This window comes from Actinoallomurus sp. NPDC052274 (genome assembly GCF_040679475.1).
In the GTDB taxonomy this organism is placed as follows: Bacteria; Actinomycetota; Actinomycetes; order Streptosporangiales; family Streptosporangiaceae; genus Actinoallomurus; species Actinoallomurus liliacearum.
The window spans coordinates 1-19,006 of sequence record NZ_JBFAUT010000061.1 but is presented as its reverse complement, the minus strand read 5'-3'; the positions used below and the strand labels follow the sequence as shown (position 1 = coordinate 19,006).

At 72.8% G+C, this 19,006-nt stretch carries 20 protein-coding genes; 10 read left to right on the top strand and 10 right to left on the bottom strand.

Annotation, left to right across the window (positions count from 1 at the left end):
• Positions 1-329 precede the first annotated feature (329 nt).
• Positions 330-1,220 carry a LysR family transcriptional regulator gene (locus tag AB0K82_RS36205; RefSeq protein ID WP_364405697.1) on the bottom strand — a complete coding sequence of 297 codons (891 nt, stop codon included), beginning with the start codon at positions 1,218-1,220 and terminating at the stop codon, positions 330-332.
• Between the two features lie 11 nt (positions 1,221-1,231).
• Between AB0K82_RS36205 and AB0K82_RS36200 the strand changes: the two genes are divergently transcribed.
• The gene (locus AB0K82_RS36200) at positions 1,232-2,554 is read left to right on the top strand and encodes a putative sulfate exporter family transporter (protein WP_364405695.1); all 1,323 of its coding nucleotides are present in this window, start codon (positions 1,232-1,234) and stop codon (positions 2,552-2,554) included.
• A gap of 10 nt (positions 2,555-2,564) precedes the next feature.
• Here the strand turns inward: AB0K82_RS36200 and AB0K82_RS36195 are convergent, their stop codons facing one another.
• The 6 genes from AB0K82_RS36195 to AB0K82_RS36170 form a co-directional block, all read right to left on the bottom strand.
• Positions 2,565-4,280 carry an IlvD/Edd family dehydratase gene (locus tag AB0K82_RS36195; RefSeq protein WP_364405694.1) on the bottom strand — a complete coding sequence of 572 codons (1,716 nt, stop codon included), beginning with the start codon at positions 4,278-4,280 and terminating at the stop codon, positions 2,565-2,567.
• 95 nt (positions 4,281-4,375) lie between these two features.
• Positions 4,376-4,831, bottom strand: a complete 456-nt coding sequence (locus AB0K82_RS36190) for a VOC family protein (protein WP_364405692.1) — start codon at positions 4,829-4,831, stop codon at positions 4,376-4,378.
• A gap of 81 nt (positions 4,832-4,912) precedes the next feature.
• Positions 4,913-5,482, bottom strand: coding sequence for a Uma2 family endonuclease (locus tag AB0K82_RS36185; RefSeq protein WP_364405690.1), 570 nt, complete (start codon positions 5,480-5,482; stop codon positions 4,913-4,915).
• A 132-nt stretch (positions 5,483-5,614) separates the two neighbouring features.
• The gene (locus AB0K82_RS36180) at positions 5,615-6,442 is read right to left on the bottom strand and encodes a DUF3710 domain-containing protein (protein WP_364405688.1); all 828 of its coding nucleotides are present in this window, start codon (positions 6,440-6,442) and stop codon (positions 5,615-5,617) included.
• A 3-nt stretch (positions 6,443-6,445) separates the two neighbouring features.
• Positions 6,446-6,943 (bottom strand): dUTP diphosphatase, encoded by a 498-nt coding sequence (gene dut, locus AB0K82_RS36175; protein ID WP_364405687.1) that lies wholly within the window; start codon positions 6,941-6,943, stop codon positions 6,446-6,448.
• Positions 6,944-7,224: 281 nt separating this feature from the next.
• A complete protein-coding gene (locus AB0K82_RS36170; RefSeq protein ID WP_364405685.1) occupies positions 7,225-8,442 on the bottom strand; it encodes an AI-2E family transporter in 1,218 nt (405 codons plus the stop codon).
• 116 nt (positions 8,443-8,558) lie between these two features.
• Here AB0K82_RS36170 and AB0K82_RS36165 point away from each other — a divergent pair, with 116 nt between their 5' ends.
• The 6 genes from AB0K82_RS36165 to AB0K82_RS36140 are packed head-to-tail and all read left to right on the top strand — an operon-like array spanning position 8,559 to position 11,780.
• Complete coding sequence (locus AB0K82_RS36165; protein WP_364405683.1) at positions 8,559-9,353, top strand: hypothetical protein; 795 nt, start codon at positions 8,559-8,561, stop codon at positions 9,351-9,353.
• Positions 9,353-9,934 (top strand): MauE/DoxX family redox-associated membrane protein, encoded by a 582-nt coding sequence (locus AB0K82_RS36160; RefSeq protein ID WP_364405681.1) that lies wholly within the window; start codon positions 9,353-9,355, stop codon positions 9,932-9,934. The genes AB0K82_RS36165 and AB0K82_RS36160 overlap by 1 nt, the downstream gene beginning before the upstream one ends.
• On the top strand, positions 9,931-10,470 hold the full coding sequence (locus tag AB0K82_RS36155; RefSeq protein ID WP_364405679.1) for a hypothetical protein: 540 nt from the start codon (positions 9,931-9,933) through the stop codon (positions 10,468-10,470). The genes AB0K82_RS36160 and AB0K82_RS36155 overlap by 4 nt, the downstream gene beginning before the upstream one ends.
• A 22-nt stretch (positions 10,471-10,492) precedes the next feature.
• On the top strand, positions 10,493-11,044 hold the full coding sequence (locus AB0K82_RS36150) for a hypothetical protein (protein WP_364405677.1): 552 nt from the start codon (positions 10,493-10,495) through the stop codon (positions 11,042-11,044).
• Complete coding sequence (locus tag AB0K82_RS36145; RefSeq protein ID WP_345359041.1) at positions 11,028-11,207, top strand: hypothetical protein; 180 nt, start codon at positions 11,028-11,030, stop codon at positions 11,205-11,207. Before AB0K82_RS36150 ends, AB0K82_RS36145 begins: the two co-directional genes overlap by 17 nt.
• A gap of 18 nt (positions 11,208-11,225) precedes the next feature.
• Positions 11,226-11,780 (top strand): hypothetical protein, encoded by a 555-nt coding sequence (locus AB0K82_RS36140; protein ID WP_364405675.1) that lies wholly within the window; start codon positions 11,226-11,228, stop codon positions 11,778-11,780.
• On the opposite strand, the gene valS is transcribed toward AB0K82_RS36140, so the two are convergent.
• Positions 11,777-14,302: a valine--tRNA ligase gene (gene valS / locus AB0K82_RS36135; RefSeq protein WP_364405673.1), complete on the bottom strand. Its 2,526-nt coding sequence runs from the start codon at positions 14,300-14,302 to the stop codon at positions 11,777-11,779. The genes AB0K82_RS36140 and valS overlap by 4 nt on opposite strands.
• A gap of 119 nt (positions 14,303-14,421) precedes the next feature.
• Here valS and AB0K82_RS36130 point away from each other — a divergent pair, with 119 nt between their 5' ends.
• Positions 14,422-14,730, top strand: a complete 309-nt coding sequence (locus AB0K82_RS36130; protein ID WP_345359050.1) for a DUF4235 domain-containing protein — start codon at positions 14,422-14,424, stop codon at positions 14,728-14,730.
• Between the two features lie 159 nt (positions 14,731-14,889).
• On the opposite strand, the gene AB0K82_RS36125 is transcribed toward AB0K82_RS36130, so the two are convergent.
• The gene (locus AB0K82_RS36125; RefSeq protein WP_364405735.1) at positions 14,890-15,633 is read right to left on the bottom strand and encodes a hypothetical protein; all 744 of its coding nucleotides are present in this window, start codon (positions 15,631-15,633) and stop codon (positions 14,890-14,892) included.
• Positions 15,634-15,704: 71 nt separating this feature from the next.
• On the bottom strand, positions 15,705-16,001 hold the full coding sequence (locus AB0K82_RS36120) for a DUF4193 domain-containing protein (protein ID WP_329240019.1): 297 nt from the start codon (positions 15,999-16,001) through the stop codon (positions 15,705-15,707).
• A 333-nt stretch (positions 16,002-16,334) separates the two neighbouring features.
• Between AB0K82_RS36120 and AB0K82_RS36115 the strand changes: the two genes are divergently transcribed.
• Both AB0K82_RS36115 and AB0K82_RS36110 read left to right on the top strand, forming a co-directional pair.
• Complete coding sequence (locus AB0K82_RS36115) at positions 16,335-17,912, top strand: protein kinase (protein WP_364405671.1); 1,578 nt, start codon at positions 16,335-16,337, stop codon at positions 17,910-17,912.
• Positions 17,913-17,943: 31 nt separating this feature from the next.
• Positions 17,944-19,006, top strand: a 1,063-nt coding sequence (locus AB0K82_RS36110) for a serine/threonine-protein kinase (RefSeq protein WP_364405669.1), incomplete at its 3' end; no start/stop codon positions are given.

Sequence of the window (19,006 nt, the reverse complement as noted above, 5' to 3'; positions counted from 1 at the left end):
TCTGAAGGTCACGCCTGCAGTCAACGCCCGAAATGGGCGGCTATCGCCGCTATTGACGAACCCTTAGCGCCGCCCGTCGGCGCCTTAACGCGCTCCTAACGGCACCCTCCGGCGGCGCGGCTCAGGCGGCCGACCCAGGGATGGCCCGCAGCGCGGGCCCGGCGGCTCACGACCGCGCGGCGAACCGGCGCCGGCTCAGGCGGCGACACGGAAGAGGCACGCGCGCGAACCGGTGCCCCACACTCACGCGGCGGCTCAGGAGCGGGCGACACGGAAGAGGCACGCGCGCGGACCGGCGGCTCACACCCACGCGGCGTACCGGCGCCGGCTCAGGAGCGGGCGACGCGGAGGAGGTGCAGCGCGGGTTCGGGAAGCTCACGGGCGCGCGGCCAGACCGCCCGCAGCACCCGTTCCAGCCGCAGCTCGCTCGGCACCTCGACGAGCCGTCCCGCGGCGATCTCGTCGGCGACGACGAGCGCGCTCAGCACGGCCGGCGCGGTGCCGGCGATGGCGGCGGCGCGCAGCGGTGCGGTCGCGCCCAGCTCCAGCGCCGGCGCGGCCGGGCCCCCGTACGGCGCGAGCGCGGCCTCGAACGTCTCCCGGGTGCCCGATCCGGCCTCCCGCAGGAGCAGCGGGGTGGCGGCCAGCTCGACCGGGCGCAGCGGCCGTCGCCTGCGCGTCCACGGATGACCCGGCGCGACGACGACCACGAGACGATCCCGGCCGACGGCGCGGCTGTGCAGGTCGCGCGGCGCGCCGCGGCCCTCGATGAACCCCACGTCCGTCTCGTCCGCCCGCACCCGCTCGATGACGTGGGTGCTGTTGGTGACGTTCAGCTCGACGTGGACGCCGGGGGCGGCCTCGCGCAGCGCCACGAGCCACCCCGGCACGAGGTGCTCGGCGATCGTGAGGCTGGCCGACACGCGGAGCCGGTCCGGCTGGCGGGAGCGCAGCGCCGCGACGCCCTCGACCAGGGCGTTCGCCTGGACGAGGACGGCACGCGCCCAGTCGGTGACCACCGAGCCGGCCGAGGTCAGCCGGGACCCGCTGGTCGAGCGCACGAGCAGCCGCACGCCGAGCCGGCGTTCCAACGTGCGCATCCGCGCGCTGGCCGAGGGCTGGCTGATGCCCATGCGCGCGGCGGCCTGGCCCAGGCTGCCGGTCTCGGCGACGGCCACCAGCAGCTCCAGGGCCTCTAGTTCGGGAAGCCGGGAGGTCATAGACGAACTCTATGACCTGCCAGGGAAACACCTGCTACTGCGGGGCCCGCGCGGGCCCGATGCTGGAGATCATGTCGATCTGGACGCCATCCCGACGCGCCGACGCCGCCGCCCACGGAGCCCCGGACACCGAACGCCCGCCAACGTCGCCCTCCGGCCCGGCCACCGACCGCCACACGGAGGCCCCACGGCCGGTCGAGCCGGGTCCGGCGGCGGCCGCCACGCCGGACGCCGCACAGCCGCGCAGGCCGGACCCGGCGGTGGACGCCGCGCGACCGGCCGGGCCGGATCCGACGGCCGACGCCACGCCGGACGCCGCGCGGCCGGCCGGGCCGGATCCGGTACGGCGCCGGTGGGGACTCGTGCCGGGCGTCGCCGCCTGCGCCCTGGCCGTCGCGGTGTCGTACGGCGCGCACCGTGCGGCGGGGGCGGTGCCCATGCTCACCGCCGCGCTGATCCTCGGCGTGCTCGCCGCGAACCTCGGGTTGTTGCCCTCGACGACCCGGCCGGGGCTGCGGTTCGCCGCGACCAAGTTCATGCGGGCGGGCGTGGTGCTGCTGGGGCTCCAGGTCTCGTTCGGCGACATCCTCGCCCTGGGGGCGCGGACGATCCTCATGACGGTGACGGTCCTGGCCGTGACCTTGGCGGGCACGCGGTGGCTCGGCCGCAGGCTCGGCCTGTCCGACCGGTTGTCCCTGCTGGTCGCCGCGGGCTTCGCCATCTGCGGCGCGTCGGCCGTGGCCGCCGTCGACGGCGCGCTCGGCGCACGGCCGGACGACGCGGAGGCGGAGCGGGAGACCGCGACGGCGATCGGCCTCGTCACGCTCTGCGGCAGCCTGGCCATCGCGGTGCTGCCGCCCGTCGCCCGCCTGCTCGGACTGTCGCCGTACGACGCGGGCCGCTGGATCGGCGCGAGCGTGCACGACGTGGGTCAGGTCGTCGCGACCGCCACCCTCGCCGGTTCGGCGGCGCTCGTTCCGGCGATCGCGGTGAAGCTGGTACGGGTGGTCATGCTCGCGCCCGTCACGGCCGGGGTCGCCCTGCGGACCCGCCGGGGCGCGGGGCGGCGCCGGCCCGCGCCGCTGCCGCTGTTCGTGGTCGGTTTCCTGGCGACGATGGCCGTGCGTTCGACGGTGACGCTCCCGCCGGAGGCGCTGGCCGCCGCGAGCACCGTACGGGACGTGCTGTTCGCGGCTGCCCTGTTCGGCCTGGGCGCCGCCGTGCGCCTGCCGGAGCTGGCGCGGACCGGCCGCCGCGCCCTTCTCCTCGGGCTGGCCTCCTGGGTGCTGATCGCCGGCGTCTCGTACACGGGCGTCCTGCTCACGTCGCACTGACGCGGCGGGGTCAGTGCGACTCCCGGGCCACCTCGTCGCCCGAGGAACCGACCAGGAAGTCCTGGTCCGCGCCGGTGTCCGCGCCCATGACGGTGTCGACGTACAGCCGCTCCCAGCCGCGGAGCGGGCGGGCCACGCTGTCCAGCAGGGCCCGTGCGGGTTCCCTGCCGGCCAGGTCCTCCTGCGGGATGTCCACGTCGATTCGGCGGTTCTCGACGTCCAGGACGATCGGGTCGCCGGTCCGGACCCGGCCCAGCGGGCCGCCCGCCGCGGCCTCCGGCGAGACGTGCAGGACGACCGTGCCGTACGCCGTGCCGCTCATGCGGCCGTCGCAAACCCGGACCATGTCGCGGACGCCCTGCTTGAGGAGCTTCTCCGGCAGCGGCATGTTCGAGACCTCCGGCATGCCCGGATAGCCCTTCGGGCCGCAGCCCCGCAGGACGAGCACGGAATCCTCGTCGACGTCGAGGTCCGGGTCGTCCAGGCGGGCGTGCAGGTCCTCGATCGAGTCGAACACCACGGCGCGGCCCCGGTGGCGCATCAGGCGCGGGGAGGCCGCCGCGGGCTTGATGATGGCGCCGTCGGGCGCGAGGTTGCCGCGCAGCACGGCGATCCCGGCGGCGGGCCGCAGCGGCGACTCCCGGCCGTGGATGACCTCCGGATCCCAGATCTCCGCGTCGCCGAGGTGGTCCACGAGCGGCCGCCCCGTGACGGTGAGCGCGGCGGGGTCGAGGAGGTCCTGAACCTGGCGGAGCACCGCGTGCAGGCCGCCCGCCCGGTGGAGGTCCTCCATCAGGAAACGGCCGGCGGGCTGCAGGTTCACGAGCAGCGGGACGTCCGCGCCGATCCGGTCGAAGTCGTCCAGGGAGAGGGGGACGCCGAGCCGGCCGGCGATGGCGAGCAGGTGGACGACCGCGTTGGTCGAGCCGCCGAGCGCCGCCAGCGCGACGATCGCGTTCCGGAACGATCCGATCGACAGCACGTCGCTGGGCCGGCGTCCCTCGTGCACCATCTCGACGGCCAGCCGGCCGGTCTCGTGCGCCCGGGCGAGCAGGCGGCTGTCCGGCGCGGGCAGACCCGCGGTGCCCGGGAGCGTGGTGCCGAGCACCTCGGCGAGCAGGCCCATCGTGGAGGCCGTGCCCATCGTGTTGCAGTGGCCACGGCTACGGATCATGCAGGACTCGGACTCCAGGAAGTCGCGCTCGGACAGCTCGCCGGCGCGTACCTCCTCGCTGAGGCGCCAGACGTCGGTGCCACACCCGAGCGGCACGCCGCGGAACGTGCCGGACAGCATCGGCCCGCCGGGCACGACGACCGCGGGCAGGTCCACGGAGGCCGCCGCCATCAGCAGGGACGGGATCGTCTTGTCGCAACCGCCGAGCAGGACGACGCCGTCGACGGGGTTGCCGCGCAGCATCTCCTCGGTCGCCATCGCGGCCATGTTGCGCCACAGCATCGCGGTCGGGCGCAACTGCGTCTCGCCCAGGGACACGACGGGCAGGTTCAGCGGGACGCCGCCGGCCTCCCACACGCCCTGCTTGACGCTCTCCGCCACCTCGTCCAGGTGGCTGTTGCAGGGGGCCAGGTCCGAGGCGGTGTTGGCGATGGCGATCTGCGGCCGCCCGTCGAAGGCGTGACCGGGCAGGCCCCGGCGCATCCAGGCCCGATGGATGTACGCGTTACGGTCCTGCCCCGAATACCACTGTGAGCTGCGCAGAACGGACATGTTCCATCTCCTCGAACGGCAACCCAGTGCATGGAATCACATGGGACCGCTCGGCGTCACCCACGGTCCGCCGCCCCGCACGGGCGCCCGTACGGTCAGGAGCCCTCGCCCCACAGCCGGCGTACGGTCTCGAAGACCTTCTGGTTGTGGGAGATCTCGACGACGTTGCCGTCCGGGTCCTTCAGGGCGCAGATGTAGCCGACCGGGCCGGGCATGTCGCGCGGCTCCCAGTGCAGGCACCCGAGCTCCCGGGCGCGGTCGGCGAGCGCGTCGACGTCCTCCCGCCGCGGCACCTCGATGCCGAGGTGCGCGAACGGGGCGAGCAGCCCCAGCTCGCCGCCCCTGTCCTCGTTGAACGACACGAGGACCAGCACGAACGGCGTCTCGACCTGTTTGTCGTTGGACAACCACGCGCTCTCGCCAGCGGCGTCCGCGAAGCGTTCGACGACCACCAAGGGCGTGAGCGTCGTGTAGAACTCGATCGCCTTGTCGAGGTCCCCGGTCGGCAGCGCGACGTGCGTCCAGCGGGCCTGCGTCAGAGCCGTCCCCACGGAGTCCTCCCGAGCGCCGTCGCGAACCTGGTCGTCCCCCCAGGTTACGAACCCGCCCGCCCCCGGTCCACGCCCACGCCCTCAGCGCGCCCCGACGAGCTCAGCCGGGTCGAAGCTCAGCTCGAACGGTTCCGCCAGCTTCAGGATCTCCCCCGCGTGCGCCGCGGCGATCTTCGCGTATCCCCGCCCGCGCAGTTCGTAGACGGTGACCTGTGCGACCCCGGACAGCTCCACCTCGACGAAGAAGGGAATGCCGCCTTCCGCGTAGCGCTGGGACTTCCACGCGCGCCCGAACGCCGTGTTACCGGGACTGAGGATCTCGGCCACCATCGTCACGTCCGCGGCGTTCATGTACGGGTCGGAGTCGGAGAGCGCGGCGGCCGATCCGACCATGACGTCCGGGATCAGAAGATCGGCCCCGAGTTGCAGGTTGACCTCGCGGTTCGCCGCAAGGCCGGGCGGCGCCGCGTCGTCGAAGAGCCTCTCCAGCCGTTTGGCGGCCCACTGATGCGGTTTCGGAGGCACGGGGGATACCACCAGTCTTCCTTCGAGGAGCTCCTGGCGCATGCCGTTCTCCGGCAGGGCCAGCACCTCCTCGATCGTCCAGCTCGTTCGGTAATGATCGGGCGGCACGGCAAACGCCTCCGTCATCGGTGGATCACCTCCGTACACGTCGCCAGTCTCGCACGTCGGCAAGTCACTGTACGCAGCGGAGCGGTCACAGCTCTCAAAAACGCGAAATCCCGCCCCCGGCCGGTGCCGGGGGCGGGATTCGGGGTCGGGTCAGCGGACCTCGGTGATCTCCGGGCCGCGCTCAAAAGGGTTGAACGGGGACCCGCCGTCCTCGCCGCCCTCCTGTTCCTGCTGGCCCATCGCCTGCTGGGCGCCGTCCGGCAGGGACAGCTCCAGCAGCTCACGGGGCGGCATCGGAGAGTCGCCACGGTTGACCACGATGTTGGCGAAGATCTCCTCGACGGCCCGCGCCTGCTCCGGGTCCTGCAGGGCGGCGCCCTGCACCACGCCGCGCAGGAACCAGCGGGGGCCGTCGACGCCGAGGAAGCGGACCGGCTGCCAGCCGTAGCCCTGCTCGGCGATCTCCGGCGGCACCTGGTCCTTCAGCTCCTCCGGGATGGCGACCGGGACCATGGCGTGCAGCTCGGTGCCGAACGGCCCCTCGGCCTCCTGGGTCTCCCCCTGCGCCTGCTTGATCTCCTCGGCGATCTCCTGGCGGAGCTCGTCCCACAGACCGCTCTTCTTGGGCGCGGCGAAGGCCTGAAGCTGCAGGCCGCTCTCACCGATCACGACGGTGACGGCGACGAAGTGCCCGCCGACGAGGTTGCCCTGGGCGTCCTGCTCGGCGTCCTCGATGTTGAGCTGGTGCTCGATCCCCTCGGCGATGGGCACCTGGAACGCGCCGAAGTCGACGCGCTCCACCTCGGGGATCGAGTCGGCCTCGGCGTCCCAGGGGCCGCCGTGGGACACTGCCGCGCTCTCCTGCTCCCCCTCGGATCCGGGCTCCTCGGCCTCGGATTCCTCGGCCGCGACGGTCTCCTCGTCGGTCGGCTCGAGGTTCTTCTCGGGCTCCTCGTCCCGACGACGGCGTCGAAACACGACTCACGCTCCTTCGTTGTGCTGTACGGCCGCGTCCGCGGCGCGGCCCCCCACGGCTCCTGCGTACCCGCCCGTGGATCCGAAACCACCGTCTCCGCGGGCCGAGCCCGGCAGGACCTGTACCTCATGGAAGACGGCCCGCTCGACGCGCTGGATGACCAGTTGCGCGATACGGTCGCCGCGCGTCAGCCGCACGGTGTGCTCGGTGTCGGTGTTCAGCAGGGTGACCTTGATCTCTCCCCGGTAGCCCGCGTCGACGGTGCCGGGCGCGTTCACGATCGTCACTCCCAATTTAGCCGCCAGCCCGGAGCGCGGGTGCACGAAGGCGGCGTAGCCGTCGGGGATGGCGATCGCGATTCCGGTCGGCACGAGTGCGCGGGCCCCGGGCGGCAGCTCGACGTCCACGGTGGTGACCAGGTCGGCCCCGGCGTCGCCCGGGTGGGCGTACGACGGCGCGGGCAGGCCGGGATCCAGCCGCTGGATGAGAACTTCCACAGTCAAGGGCTCCACCTCGTCGCGATCTTGATGGCGGCGCTCGCCTCGGCGCGCGTCACAGGCCGTGACACTACCGCCTGTGCGGCCCCGCGCCGATGAGCGCGGCGCGGCCGGTCACGGCTCCGCCGCCCGGGGCGGGGCGCCGCCGCCGCCTCCGGCGCCGCGTCGGACCCCGCCCGGCCTCGCCCCGGCGCGTGGACGGACCCGGCCCGGCTCCGCCCCGGCCCGCGGGACGAGGCCGCCCCGGCGGCTCCTCCGGCGCGCGGACGGGCCCGGCGCGGTGCCGCTCAGGAGGCGTCCGGGGACCGGTCGCCCGCCGCCCGATCCGCCGGTGGATCAGACGATGACGCCTCGTCCGGCACGACCGTCCCGGTGCCCGCCCGCGCGGCATCGGACGGCGCGGTGTTCTTCCGGCTCCGGCCCAGCAGGGGGGCACGGGCGGGGCGTTCCGTCGGGGACGCCTGGTCGGCACCGCGCAGCGCCGGCCACGCCCGGTAGATGACCGCAGCTGTGGGGACCGCGACGGCCGCGCCGGGGATGCCGCCGACGACCGCGCCGACCGAGATCGCGATGATGATCCCCAGCGGGTGGAAGCGCACCCAGCGGCCGACGACGAGCGGCTGCAGGACGTGGCCCTCGAGCTGCTGCTCGATGACCAGGATGCCGAGGAAGACCAGGGCGGCGACGAAGCCCTTGAAGCTGAAGACGACGAGGAAGGCCAGCGCCCCGGCGACCAGGATGCCGACGATCGGGATGAAGCTCCCGAAGAACACGATCACCGCCAGCGGCGCCACGAGCGGCACACCCATGATCATCAGCGTCACGGCGATGACGATCGAGTGGATGAGCGCGACGATCACCGTGCCGTGGACGTACTGCGACAGCGTCTCCCAGGCCGCGCGGCCCGCCCGGTCGACGCGGTCGTGGTACCGCCCCGTTCCGCTGATGAGCCAGCGCCAGATCCCCGGCCCGTCCTTCAGCAGGAAGAAGGTGACGAAGAACAGGAAGACGATGGCCGCGAGCACCTCGCCGGCGACGGTGGCGCCGGTGAAGGCCGTGCTGACCAGCTTGCCGCGCTGCTGCTGGATCTGGTTGAGCAACTGGTCCACGGCCGACTGGAGCTGGGAGTTCTTGAGGTGCAGCGGCCCGGTCACCAGCCAGTGCTGGAACTGGGTCGCCGTCCGCTGTATCCGGGTGACCAGGTGCGGGAACTGGTCGTTGGCCTGGATCCCGACGAACGTGCCCACGCCGCCGAGCACCCCGAGGGCGAGCAGCATCGTCAACCAGGTCGCGGCGAGCGAGGGCATCCGGCGGCGCAGCCGGGCGGTGACGGGGTACAGCAGCGCGCACAGCAGCAGCGCGATCGCGCACGGCAGAACGACGAGTCGCAGCTTGTCCAGAATGCGCGCGACCGCGTAGATCACGATGCCGACGACGATCAGCCGCCAGCAGAACGCGGCCACGGTCGCCAGCGTCCGCGGCACTCCCGAATCCCGATCGCTCACTGTTCTCCTCCGGACCACGCCCTACCCGGACCGCCGTCATCGACTCATTACCAAGCCGACGTCTTCGTGACCTGTCGTGTTCACTCCGATGCACGATTGGCCACATTCGGGCATCCGTGCTCTGGTATCTCGCCAACAAGCCGAAATGCTCTTACGTTGTGTTAACCAAGACCCTCGCTAGGCGGGTCGGTCGAACGGGGAAGGACTGCGTGATGGCGCACGGGGTGATACATCGGGCATTGGACGGCTATCGATTCCAGCTTTCCGGCGATCTTGATCTTACTCTTCCTTTCACCTCCGTGACGCGGTACGCCGTGGACGGGAGGATCTACGAGCTGACCTCCGGCGACCGCCAGGCGGCGTCCGCGTGGGCCGAGGATCTCGGCATTCGGCACTTCGACGATGAATTCTCGGTTCAGGGCGGCACACTTCGCACGACGCGGGTGACCCATTATGACCAACGCGTCGGCCTGGAAGACCATCTCCTCGCCGTGATGTGGCAGGGGCGGAAATATTCCCTGTTCGTCCCGATGTACAGCGCCAAGGCCGCCGATGCCGTGCGCCTTTTCCAGCTTCTGCGGGTCACCGAACATCAGGACGGCATCACGGTCGCCTCGCGGAATCCCAAGCGGGCGGGCATCGCCGAGCCGGCCGACGTGGCCAAGGAGATCCCCGGGATCGGCCTGCTCGAGATCACCGCGCTCACCAAGACGACCGCGCGGAGACTCCCGGCGTGGTCGGGCGCCCAGGTGCACAGCGGGGAGTTGTTCCGCGACACGCTCGACGACGACACCACGTACTTCCTGCTCGCCACGTCATCCGCCATGGTAACCGTGCTGCCGCACGAGTCCCGCCAGGCCGCCGCGGTGGCGAACCGGATCGGCGGGCTGCGCGTCGAGACCGTCGCCTGATGGCGGCGATGCTGACCGGTGTATCGGCCGGGACGGTGACGTTGATCCTGCTCGTGGGCTTCGCGGGCCATCTGCTGCATCCGCGCGTCCTGCCCGCCGCCCTGACCGCGCACCGCACGGTCCCCGCCCCGCTGGTCTGGCCGGTGGCCGTCGCGGTCGGCGCGCTGGAGGGCGTTCTCGGGGCGGTCACCGGGTACGCGCTGCTGGCCGGACGGCCCCGGGCGCTGACGCTCGGCGCGACCGGCAGCGCCCTGCTGTTCGTGGCCTACGCGCTGTACGGGCTGTACGTCCTGCGCACCCGGCCGAGCGGGCGGGGACGCGGCGACCGCGTGGCGGGTGCGGAGAACCGGGCCGTGCCGTGCGGCTGCTCGGCCGACGACACCCCCATGAGCGGCTGGGTGGCCGGGCGGGCCGCGGCGCTCGCGTTGGCGTCGGTGACCGCGTCGGCCGGCGCCGGTTCGGCCACCGCCTCGCACGGGGTGCATGTGGCGCTCGTGGGCCTGTCGTCCGTAACGTTCGCGGTGCTGCTGTGGTCGCTGCCGACGGCCATGGCCGACCCCGAAAGGAGCGTCGCCGGATGACCTTCGAGACCACGGCCCTGCTGGTGACCTGGGTGGCCATCCTCCTGCTCGCCCTCGTGGTGGCCGGGCTGGTCCGCCAGGTGCACCACCTGACCAAGGGGCCCCGCACGCTCGACGACGGCCTGACCACGGGCATGACCGCGCCGGGTCTGGCCCGGCTCGCGCCCGAGCCGGGCCGGCCGACGCTGCTGTTGTTCCTCGGCGCGGAGTGCCCCGCCTGCCACGACGTCTTCGAGGAGGCGCTGGGCCAGTCCGAGGCTCCGCCGATCCGCGCGCTGTTCTTCGACGACGCCCTCGACGTGACCCCGCCGGACAACATGGTGGTCCTGGCGGATCAGGGCGATCTGTTCCAGGAGTACCAGGTCCCGGCCACGCCGTACGCCGTGCTCGTCGGCTCGGACGGGCGGATCCGGACGGCCGAGCCGGTCGGCTCGGTGCGCGCGCTGCACGGGCTGATCGTGCAGGCCGGCGGCCGGGTGGTGGAAGCCGGTGCGCCCGTGCCGCCGATCACCGACGCGGACACGGCGACCGTGTGAGAGAGAACGGGGAGGATGCCCGATGCTCGAACTCGACGACATTCCCACGCTGAGCGGCCCACGGCCCGAGGGCGCCCGGCGGGCCGCCCGGCGGATCCCGCACGCGACGGCCGAGGGGATGGCGCGCCGGTCCATGCTGGGCGGCGCGCTGGCCGCCGGCACCACCGTCGGCCTGTCCGCGCTCGGGGTCTTCGCCCCCGCGCGCAAGGCCCTCGCCGCCGGCTACACCCTGACGCCGGGCTACTACGACATCTACGGCAAGTGCCCGGCGTACGCCGCGCCGTTCGACTGCTCCCCCGGCTGCGGGCCGAGCACCGTGCTGTCCAGCGCCTGCCGGACGAGCGGCAAGTACACGGGGTACCACCGCTCCGGGGTCTCCGATCCGGGGCGTTTCAAGCTCCGCCCCAACCAGTGCTACGCGGGCAAGTACGACGGCTGGATCTGGGCGTACGCCCATGAGTGCGGCAGTTGCACCAAGTCGGTGACCTGGCGCTGCCACGACGGCTGGAAGAAGAGCGCGGCGGGGCACTGGTACAAGACCGTCTGCCGGTGGGCCCTTGCCTGCGCCAAGTGAGACGCGGCCGGCCGGCCGGCTGCGCCGGGGGCTGACCGAGCCGCTGCTGCCGTTCGCCGCGCTGGCCCTGCTGGCCGTCGCGGCGGCGGCAGCGCAGCGGACCGTGCTGTGCTGGGCGTCGGTCGGGGCGCTGGCCGGATACTCGCTGTCCGGCTCGGTTTGAACGCGTAACAGCGACTTCGTGCTGTTCTCGCCAGGTTGGCGGGCTCACGTACGGCAGGGCGAGGTCCTGGCCGTCTTCTCCCTCGGGCTGCTCCTCGGGGGCACGCTCAGCGCCACCGTGCTGTGGCTGCTGTCCGGCTTCGCGGCGCCGCTGCCCCGGGCCGTGCGGATCGGGGCGATCCTGGTGATCGCGGTGGCGGGCGTGGCCCGCGAGGCCGGCTGGATCCGCGTGCCGCTCCCCCAGAACGCCCGGCAGATCCCCCGCGAGGTGCTGCAGAGCCGAATCCGGCGCGGTTCGCTGCAGTTCGGCTTCGAACTGGGCACCGGGGTGCGCACGTACGTCTCGGCGAGCGCGCCGTACGTCGTGGCGCTCGGGCTCGTGCTGGCGCACCAGGGGCCGCTCGCGACGGTCCTGACCGGCACCGGCTTCGGCGTCGGCCGGGCGGTCACCGCGACCGCCCGGTACGCCAGCCGGCACGACGAGTGGGACGACCGCCGCGTCACCCGGATGCCGATCCTGACCAACGCGATCGGCGTCGCCGTCCTTGTCGTCCTCGCCCTGCTGTACCGCTAGGGCGCCAGCGTCACGTCGACGGTGAAGCCCTCCTCCCGGGACACCGGGTCGAGCGCCAGGTCGGCGATCCGGCCGGCGGCCCGCAGGTCGGCCACGGCGAGGCGGGCGACGTCCGCGCCGCGGACCACCGCCCGCTCGACGTCGGCGCGCATCGAGACCTTCGCGGTCGACTTGGCCTTGCGGACCTGCCGGAGGACGTCGGAGGTGGCGGTGAGGACCGCCGCGTCACCGCCCGCCGGGGCGTCGGCGATCGGCCAGGCGGCCCGGTGCACGGAGCCGTCCCGCCACCACGACCAGACCTCTTCGGTGACGTAGGGCAGGATCGGCGCGAACAGCCGCAGGACCACCGACAGCGCCTCGCGCAGCGCCGCCCGCGCGGAGATCGCCCCCTGGCCGGGTTCGCCGTCCGGCGCGCCGTAGGCGCGGGCCTTGACCAGCTCCAGGTAGTCGTCGCACAGGTCCCAGAAGAACCGTTCGGTGCGCTCGAGGGCACGCGTGTAGTCGTACGCCTCGAAGGCGGCCGTGGCCTCGCGGACGGTCTCGGCCAGCGCCGTCAGCATCGCCAGGTCCAGCGGCTCGGTCACGGACGCGCCGGGCGGGACGTCGCCGAGGCCGAGCACGAACTTCGACGCGTTGAGGATCTTGATGGCGAGCCGACGGCCGATCTTGATCTGGCCCGTGTCGAACGCCGTGTCCGTGCCGAGCCGGCCGTTCGCGGCCCAGTAGCGCACCGCGTCGGCGCCGTGCTGGACGAGGAGGTCCATCGGCGTGACGACGTTGCCCTTGGACTTGGACATCTTCTTGCGGTCCGGGTCGAGGATCCAGCCGGACAGCGCGGTGTCGGTCCAGGGCAGCGAGTCGTGCTCCAGGTGCGCCCGCACGACGGTGGAGAACAGCCAGGTGCGGATGATGTCGTGCGCCTGGGGCCGCAGGTCGTACGGGAAGACGCGGCCGAAGAGGTCCGGGTCCCGCTCCCAGCCGCCGGCGAGCTGCGGCGTCAGCGACGAGGTCGCCCAGGTGTCCATGACGTCCGGGTCGGCCATGAAGCCGTGCGGCTTGCCGCGCTGGTCCTCGGTGCGGCCCGGAGGGGCGTCGGAGGAGGGGTCGACCGGCAGCGCGTCCTCCGGCGGCGTGATCGGCCGGTCGTAGATCGGCTCGCCGTCGCCGTCCAGGGGGTACCAGACCGGGATCGGCACGCCGAAGAACCGTTGCCGGGAGATCAGCCAGTCGCCGGCCAGCCCCTCCACCCAGTTGTCGTACCGCCCCTTCATGTACGGCGGGTGCCAGGTCAGCTCGGCGCCGCGGGCCAGCAGCCGGTCGCGCAGCTCCGGGTCGCGCCCGCCGTTGCGGATGTACCACTGGCGGGTGGTGACGATCTCGAGCGGCTTGCTGCCCTTCTCGTAGAACTTCACCGGGCGGGTGAGGGGCCGCGGCTCGCCGTCGAGGTCGCCGGACGCCCGCAGCAGCTCGACGACGCGCTCGCGGGCCGAGTGCGCGGTCAGCCCGGCGAGCTCGGCGTACGGCTCCGGGGCGACGCCGGCCGGCGGGTCAGGCAGGATCCGGCCGTTCCAGTCGATGATCGCGCGGGTGGGGAGGTGCAGCTCCCGCCACCACGTCACGTCGGTCAGGTCGCCGAACGTGCAGATCATCGCGATGCCGGACCCCTTGTCCGGCTCGGCGAGGCGGTGCGCGACGATCGGCACCTCGACGCCGAACAGCGGCGTCCGCGCCGTGGTGCCGACCAGCTCGCGGTAGCGCTCGTCGTCCGGGTGGGCCACCAGCGCGACGCAGGCGGGCAGCAGCTCCGGCCGGGTCGTCTCGATGTACACCGGACGCCCGGCGGAACCGTGGAAGCGGATCCGGTGGAACGCGCCGGGCTGCTCGCGGTCCTCCAGCTCGGCCTGGGCGACCGCGGTGCGGAACGTGACGTCCCACAGGGTCGGGGCCTCCGAGACGTACGCCTCGCCGCGCGCCAGGTTGCGCAGGAACGCCCGCTGGGCGGCGGCGCGGGCGGGCGCGCCGATCGTCGTGTAGAGCAGGGACCAGTCCACCGACAGCCCGACGCGGCGCCAGACGTCCTCGAAGGCCTTCTCGTCGATCCGGGTCAGCCGGTCGCACAGCTCGACGAAGTTGCGCCGGGACACCGGGATCTGCCGGCCGGGCTTGTCCGGGGGTTCGAACGCCGGGTCGTAGGGCAGGGACGGGTCACATCGGACGCCGAAGTAGTTCTGCACGCGGCGCTCGGTGGGCAGGCCGTTGTCGTCCCAGCCGATCGGGTAGAAGACCTCGCGGCCGCGCATCCGCTGGAAACGGGCGATCGTGTCGGTATGGGTGTAGGAGAAGACGTGACCGACGTGCAGGGAGCCGCTGACGGTGGGCGGCGGCGTGTCGATCGAGTAGATCTCCGAACGCGCCTTCGACCGGTCGAAGCGGTAGGTGCCGCGCTCGTCCCAGAGTACGGCCCATTTCTCCTCGAGACCGTCGAGGGTGGGCTTCTCCGGCGGGCGTGGCTTGTCTGTCATGGCGCCCATGGTATTGGGGACGACGGCGGAGTCGGGCCTCGTCAGGTGATCGCCTGTGAGAGGGTCGGATCATCGACAGAACCGGAAGTCACACTGGGAACGCGGGAGAAGGAGAACGCATGCCGGACAAGGGAGAGCTGGGCTGGCGGCTGGTGGCCGGCGCGGCGGCCTTCGGCGCCGGGTTCGCGGCCCGGAAGGCGATCACGTTCGGGTGGAAGCGGGCCATCGGCAAGGAGCCCCCGACCAACCCGGAGTCGCCGGAGGTCGAGCTGAAGGAGGCGATCGCCTGGGCCGTCGTCATGGGCGTCGGCATGGAGGTCGCGCGGCTGCTGGCCACCCGCGCCGCCGCGAACCGCTGGCACAAGAGCACCGGCGAGCTGCCCGCCGCACTGCGCACGGCGGTCGACAAGGCCAAGAGCGTCGCCTGAGCGAGGTCGCGCCCGGCGCCCCACGGACCGACCGGGGGCGCCGTTCTCATCCGGTGACCCGATCCGCGACGCGCCGCGCGAAGTGCGGCGACGTCGGGACGACCGGTCGGTCGAGGCGCCGCCCGGCGATGTCGACGAGGAGGGGGACGGGGCGGCGGATCAGGCCGGGTCTTCGCCGGCGCCCGGCCGGGGCGCGGGGGCGCCGATGGCGCGGCGGAGGTCCTGGCGCACGGTGTCGGCCAGCCGCTTGGTGGCCGTGCGGTTGAGGGTGCCGCCGGCGACGGCGCCGGTCAGGAAGGGGCCCATCGTGGTCAGGTGCCGGCCGAGTGTGCGCATGAGGCGCTTGCGCAGGCCGGTTCTGGCCGCCAGGCCGAGCGCGGCGGCGACGCTGCCGGGCTGCAGCGGGTCGAAACCCCGCTGCTGGGCCCAGAGCTGCAGGAAGACCGCGCCCCGGGCCGTGCCGCTGCCGGGCACCTGCACGCCGTAGACCTCGTGCAGTTCGGCGATCAGCTTGACCTCGATCGCGGCGACGGCGACGGTCTCCGCCACGATCTGGGCGGGCGCGGACAGCAGGAGCGGCGGTGTGACGAACTCCACCGCCGCCAGCGCGCCTCCGGTGGCGCCGACCGCGGTCGTGGCACGCTGCGCGGCGCGTACGAGGGAGTCGGCCAGCCGCTCCCCGGTGAGGCCCTGGTGGTGGGCGCGGAGGGTCTGCAGGTCACGGACGGGGATGTGCGGGCCGATCTCCGCGACGACGTCCGTCAGCCAGCGTCCGCGCGCGAGACCCGCGGCGCGCGCCCGGCGCGCTCTCGCCGCCAGCAGGCGGGCGAGCCGGCCGAGCAGGCGACCGCGGGTCCCGTTATCGATCTCATCGTCGGACAATCGGCCGACCAGCTCCGCCATCTCCTGGCCGAGCCGGTCGTCACCGTCTTCCCTACGGGCGAGCTCTCCCTCGGACACGGGTGAACCCGGCGTCAGGCGGCGCACTCGCGGCAGATCAGCTGACCGTTCTTCTCCTCTGCCAGCTGACTGCGGTGGTGCACGAGGAAGCAGCGGGCGCAGGTGAACTCGTCCGCCTGGCGCGGCAGAACGCGGAGGCTCAGCTCCTCGTTCGACAGGTCCGCACCCGGCAGCTCGGTCACCTCACCGGCGTCCAGGTCCTCGTCGATGACACCCGTGCTCTTGTCCGCCCGGCGCGCCTGCAGCTCCTGCAGGCTGTCCTCGTTGAGGTCATCATCAGTCTTGCGTGGGCTGTCGTAGTCGGTGGCCATCTTCTGTCTCCATCCCCCTCGGTCCTTAGTTATGCGCCCCGTCGCGCGGGTCTAACGCTCGGGGGGCTCATCTTGTGCCCGATCCGGGCGGGAAATTCTGTCACGGGATTTGACCCCGAACACGCAAGGCGCGTCGTATCACTCCGTGACTCCTCTCACCGCGCTTCCGAGATGTCCGATGTGGCGTAAATCACACGGCCCATGGCGAAGCGGTGACAGCCCTCCGCCGTGAACCGGATGATGACGGCGAACGTCACAGGTAACGCGATATGGTTTCCCGCCTGTACGGACCTGGCGGGTGCACAGGATAAGGGTTGTTGGAAGGGGTCACACATGCCGGATGCCGCTCCCCTGGAGCCGGGCGATCCGGCCGCGCTGGGGCAATACCAGGTAGTCGGAAGGCTCGGAGAGGGCGGCCAGGGCGCGGTCTTCCTCGGTCGGTCCCCGTCGGGGGACCCGGTGGCGATCAAGCTGCTGCACGAGCAGATGAACTCCGACTCCTCTGCCCGGACGCGGTTCGCGCGCGAGGCCGAGGCGGCACAGAAGGTCTCGGCGTTCTGCACCGCGCGGGTCCTGGACTACGACCTGAACGGCCGGCCGCCCTACATCATCAGCGAGTTCATCGACGGCCCGCCGCTGTACGACGTGGTCCTTCAGGAGGGCCCTTTCGAGGGGGCGGCGCTCGAGCGCCTGGCGATCGGCACGGCGACCGCGCTCGCGGCCATTCACGAGGCCGGCATCGTCCACCGCGATTTCAAACCGAACAACGTTCTCCTGGCGTCCGACGGCCCGCGCGTGGTCGACTTCGGCATCGCCCGGTCCGTGGACTCCCAGCAGAGTTCGGTGACGGCGACCGGCATGGTGGTCGGCACGCCCGGATACCTCGCCCCGGAGCAGCTCACCGGTGAGCCGCTGACGCCGGCCGTGGACATCTTCGCGTGGGGCGCCACCATGGTCTTCGCGGCGACCGGGCGGTCGCCGTTCGAGGCCGAGACGCTCCCGATCATCATCAACCGGATCCTCAACGAGGAGCCGGACCTGTCCCGGCTGCACGGCACGATGCGCGAGCTCGTCGCCGCCGCCCTGGACAAGAACTCACGCCGCCGCCCCGCCGCGCACCAGCTCCTGCTGCGCCTGCTGGGCCAGGTCGGCGCGGCGCCCGGTCCGGCGGCCGACCGGAACGACCTGCTCGACAAGGGCACCCAGATCGCCGCGCAGCTGCCGCCGCCCCCGCCGATCATGACCCCGCCGCCGCCGATGATGCACCCGGGTCCCGCGACCCCGCCGCCGATGCGTCCCGGCCCGGCCACGCCGCCCCCGATGATGCACCCGGGCCCGGCGACGCCGAACCCGATGATGCGGCCGGGACCCCAGACGCCCCCGCCCTGGCAGGGGCAGGGCCGGCCGACGCACCCGCAGGGGGCGCCGTACGCCCCGCCGCGCCCCCAGAAGAAGAGCGGCAACGCCCCGCTCTTCGTCGGCCTCGGCTGCGTCGTCGTGCTGCTGCTGGCGATCGGCCTGCCGATCGCCGTCGGGGCGGGCCTGTGGAACAAGGTCAACAAGGACCGGTTGCCGTCGGGCTTCGAGGGAAGCTGGGGCGGCAAGGGCATGCCGACGAGCAATGTGGCCTTCGGCACCAGCCAGTCGCACGAGATCGACCTCACGCTCTACCGCCTCATCAAGTCGGGCAACGTCCGGTACGAGACCTGCTCCGGCAGCCTGGACAACCCGCAGATCTCCGACGACGGCAAGCAGGTGACGTTCCAGCAGACCCTCACGTCGTTCGGGACCAACCAGTGCCTGTCCCCCTCGTACGTGACGCTGACCCTGAGCGGCTCGTCGATGACCTGGCAGATGAGCCAGACCGCCGGCGGCGCTCCGCTCGCCAGCGGCACCCTCAGCAAGCAGTAGGCCCCCGAACCCGTCCGAGGGAGGACGCCCCATGCCCGGAAGCCCGCTACGAGCCGGTGACCCGGAACGCGTGGGCGTCTACGACCTGGCCGGCCGCCTCGGCGAGGGCGGCCAGGGGGTCGTCTACCTCGGCGAGGCGCCGGACGGCCGGCAGGTCGCGGTCAAGCTCCTGCACGCGCAGTTCAGCGGGGACACGAAGGTACGGGCCCGGTTCGCCGGGGAGCTGGCCAGCGCCAAGCGCGTGGCGCCGTTCTGCACGGCCCAGATCCTCGACGCCGACGTCGAGGGCGACACGCCCTACCTCGTCAGCGAGTACATCGACGGTCCGTCGCTGCGCCAGGTCGTCGACGCGGAGGGGCCCCGCTGGGGCTCTTCCCTGCAGCGCCTGGCCATCGGCACGGTCACCGCGCTGGCGGCGATCCACGAGGCCGGGATCGTCCACCGTGATTTCAAGCCGTCGAACGTCCTGCTCGCCTCCGACGGCCCACGGGTGATCGACTTCGGGATCGCCCGGGCCCTGGACGCCACCGGCACCCTGTCGAGCACGGCGGTCGGCACGCCGTCGTACATGTCGCCCGAGCAGATCTCCGGGCACGTCGTCGGCCCGGCGACGGACGTGTTCGCGTGGGCCGCCGCGATGGTGTTCGCCGCGACGGGCTCGCCGCCGTTCGGCCAGGACTCCATCCCCGCCGTGATGAACCGCATCCTGAACCAGGAGCCGTACCTCGGGATGCTGACCGGGCCGCTCCGGGAGATCGTCACGGCCTGCCTGGTGAAGGATCCCGCGCGGCGGCCCACCGCCCAGCAGGTCCTGCTGCGCCTGCTCAGCCACGAGGGCGTGGCCCTGCCGGGCGCCGGCGCGCCCGCGCCCACCACGATCCTGCAGGAGGGCGCGCAGGTCGCGGCCGAAGGGGCGCCGTCCGCCGGGTGGGCGTCCCCGGGGCCGTACGCCCCGCCCAGCGACACCCCGCCCCCCGGTCCCTACGCCCCGGCGGGCGACACCCCCCCATCCCAAGGTGCGTGCGCTCGTGATCAACGACGAGCCCACGGGCACCAAGCGGCAGGATCAGCAGCACAGCAAGGCGATCACAGGT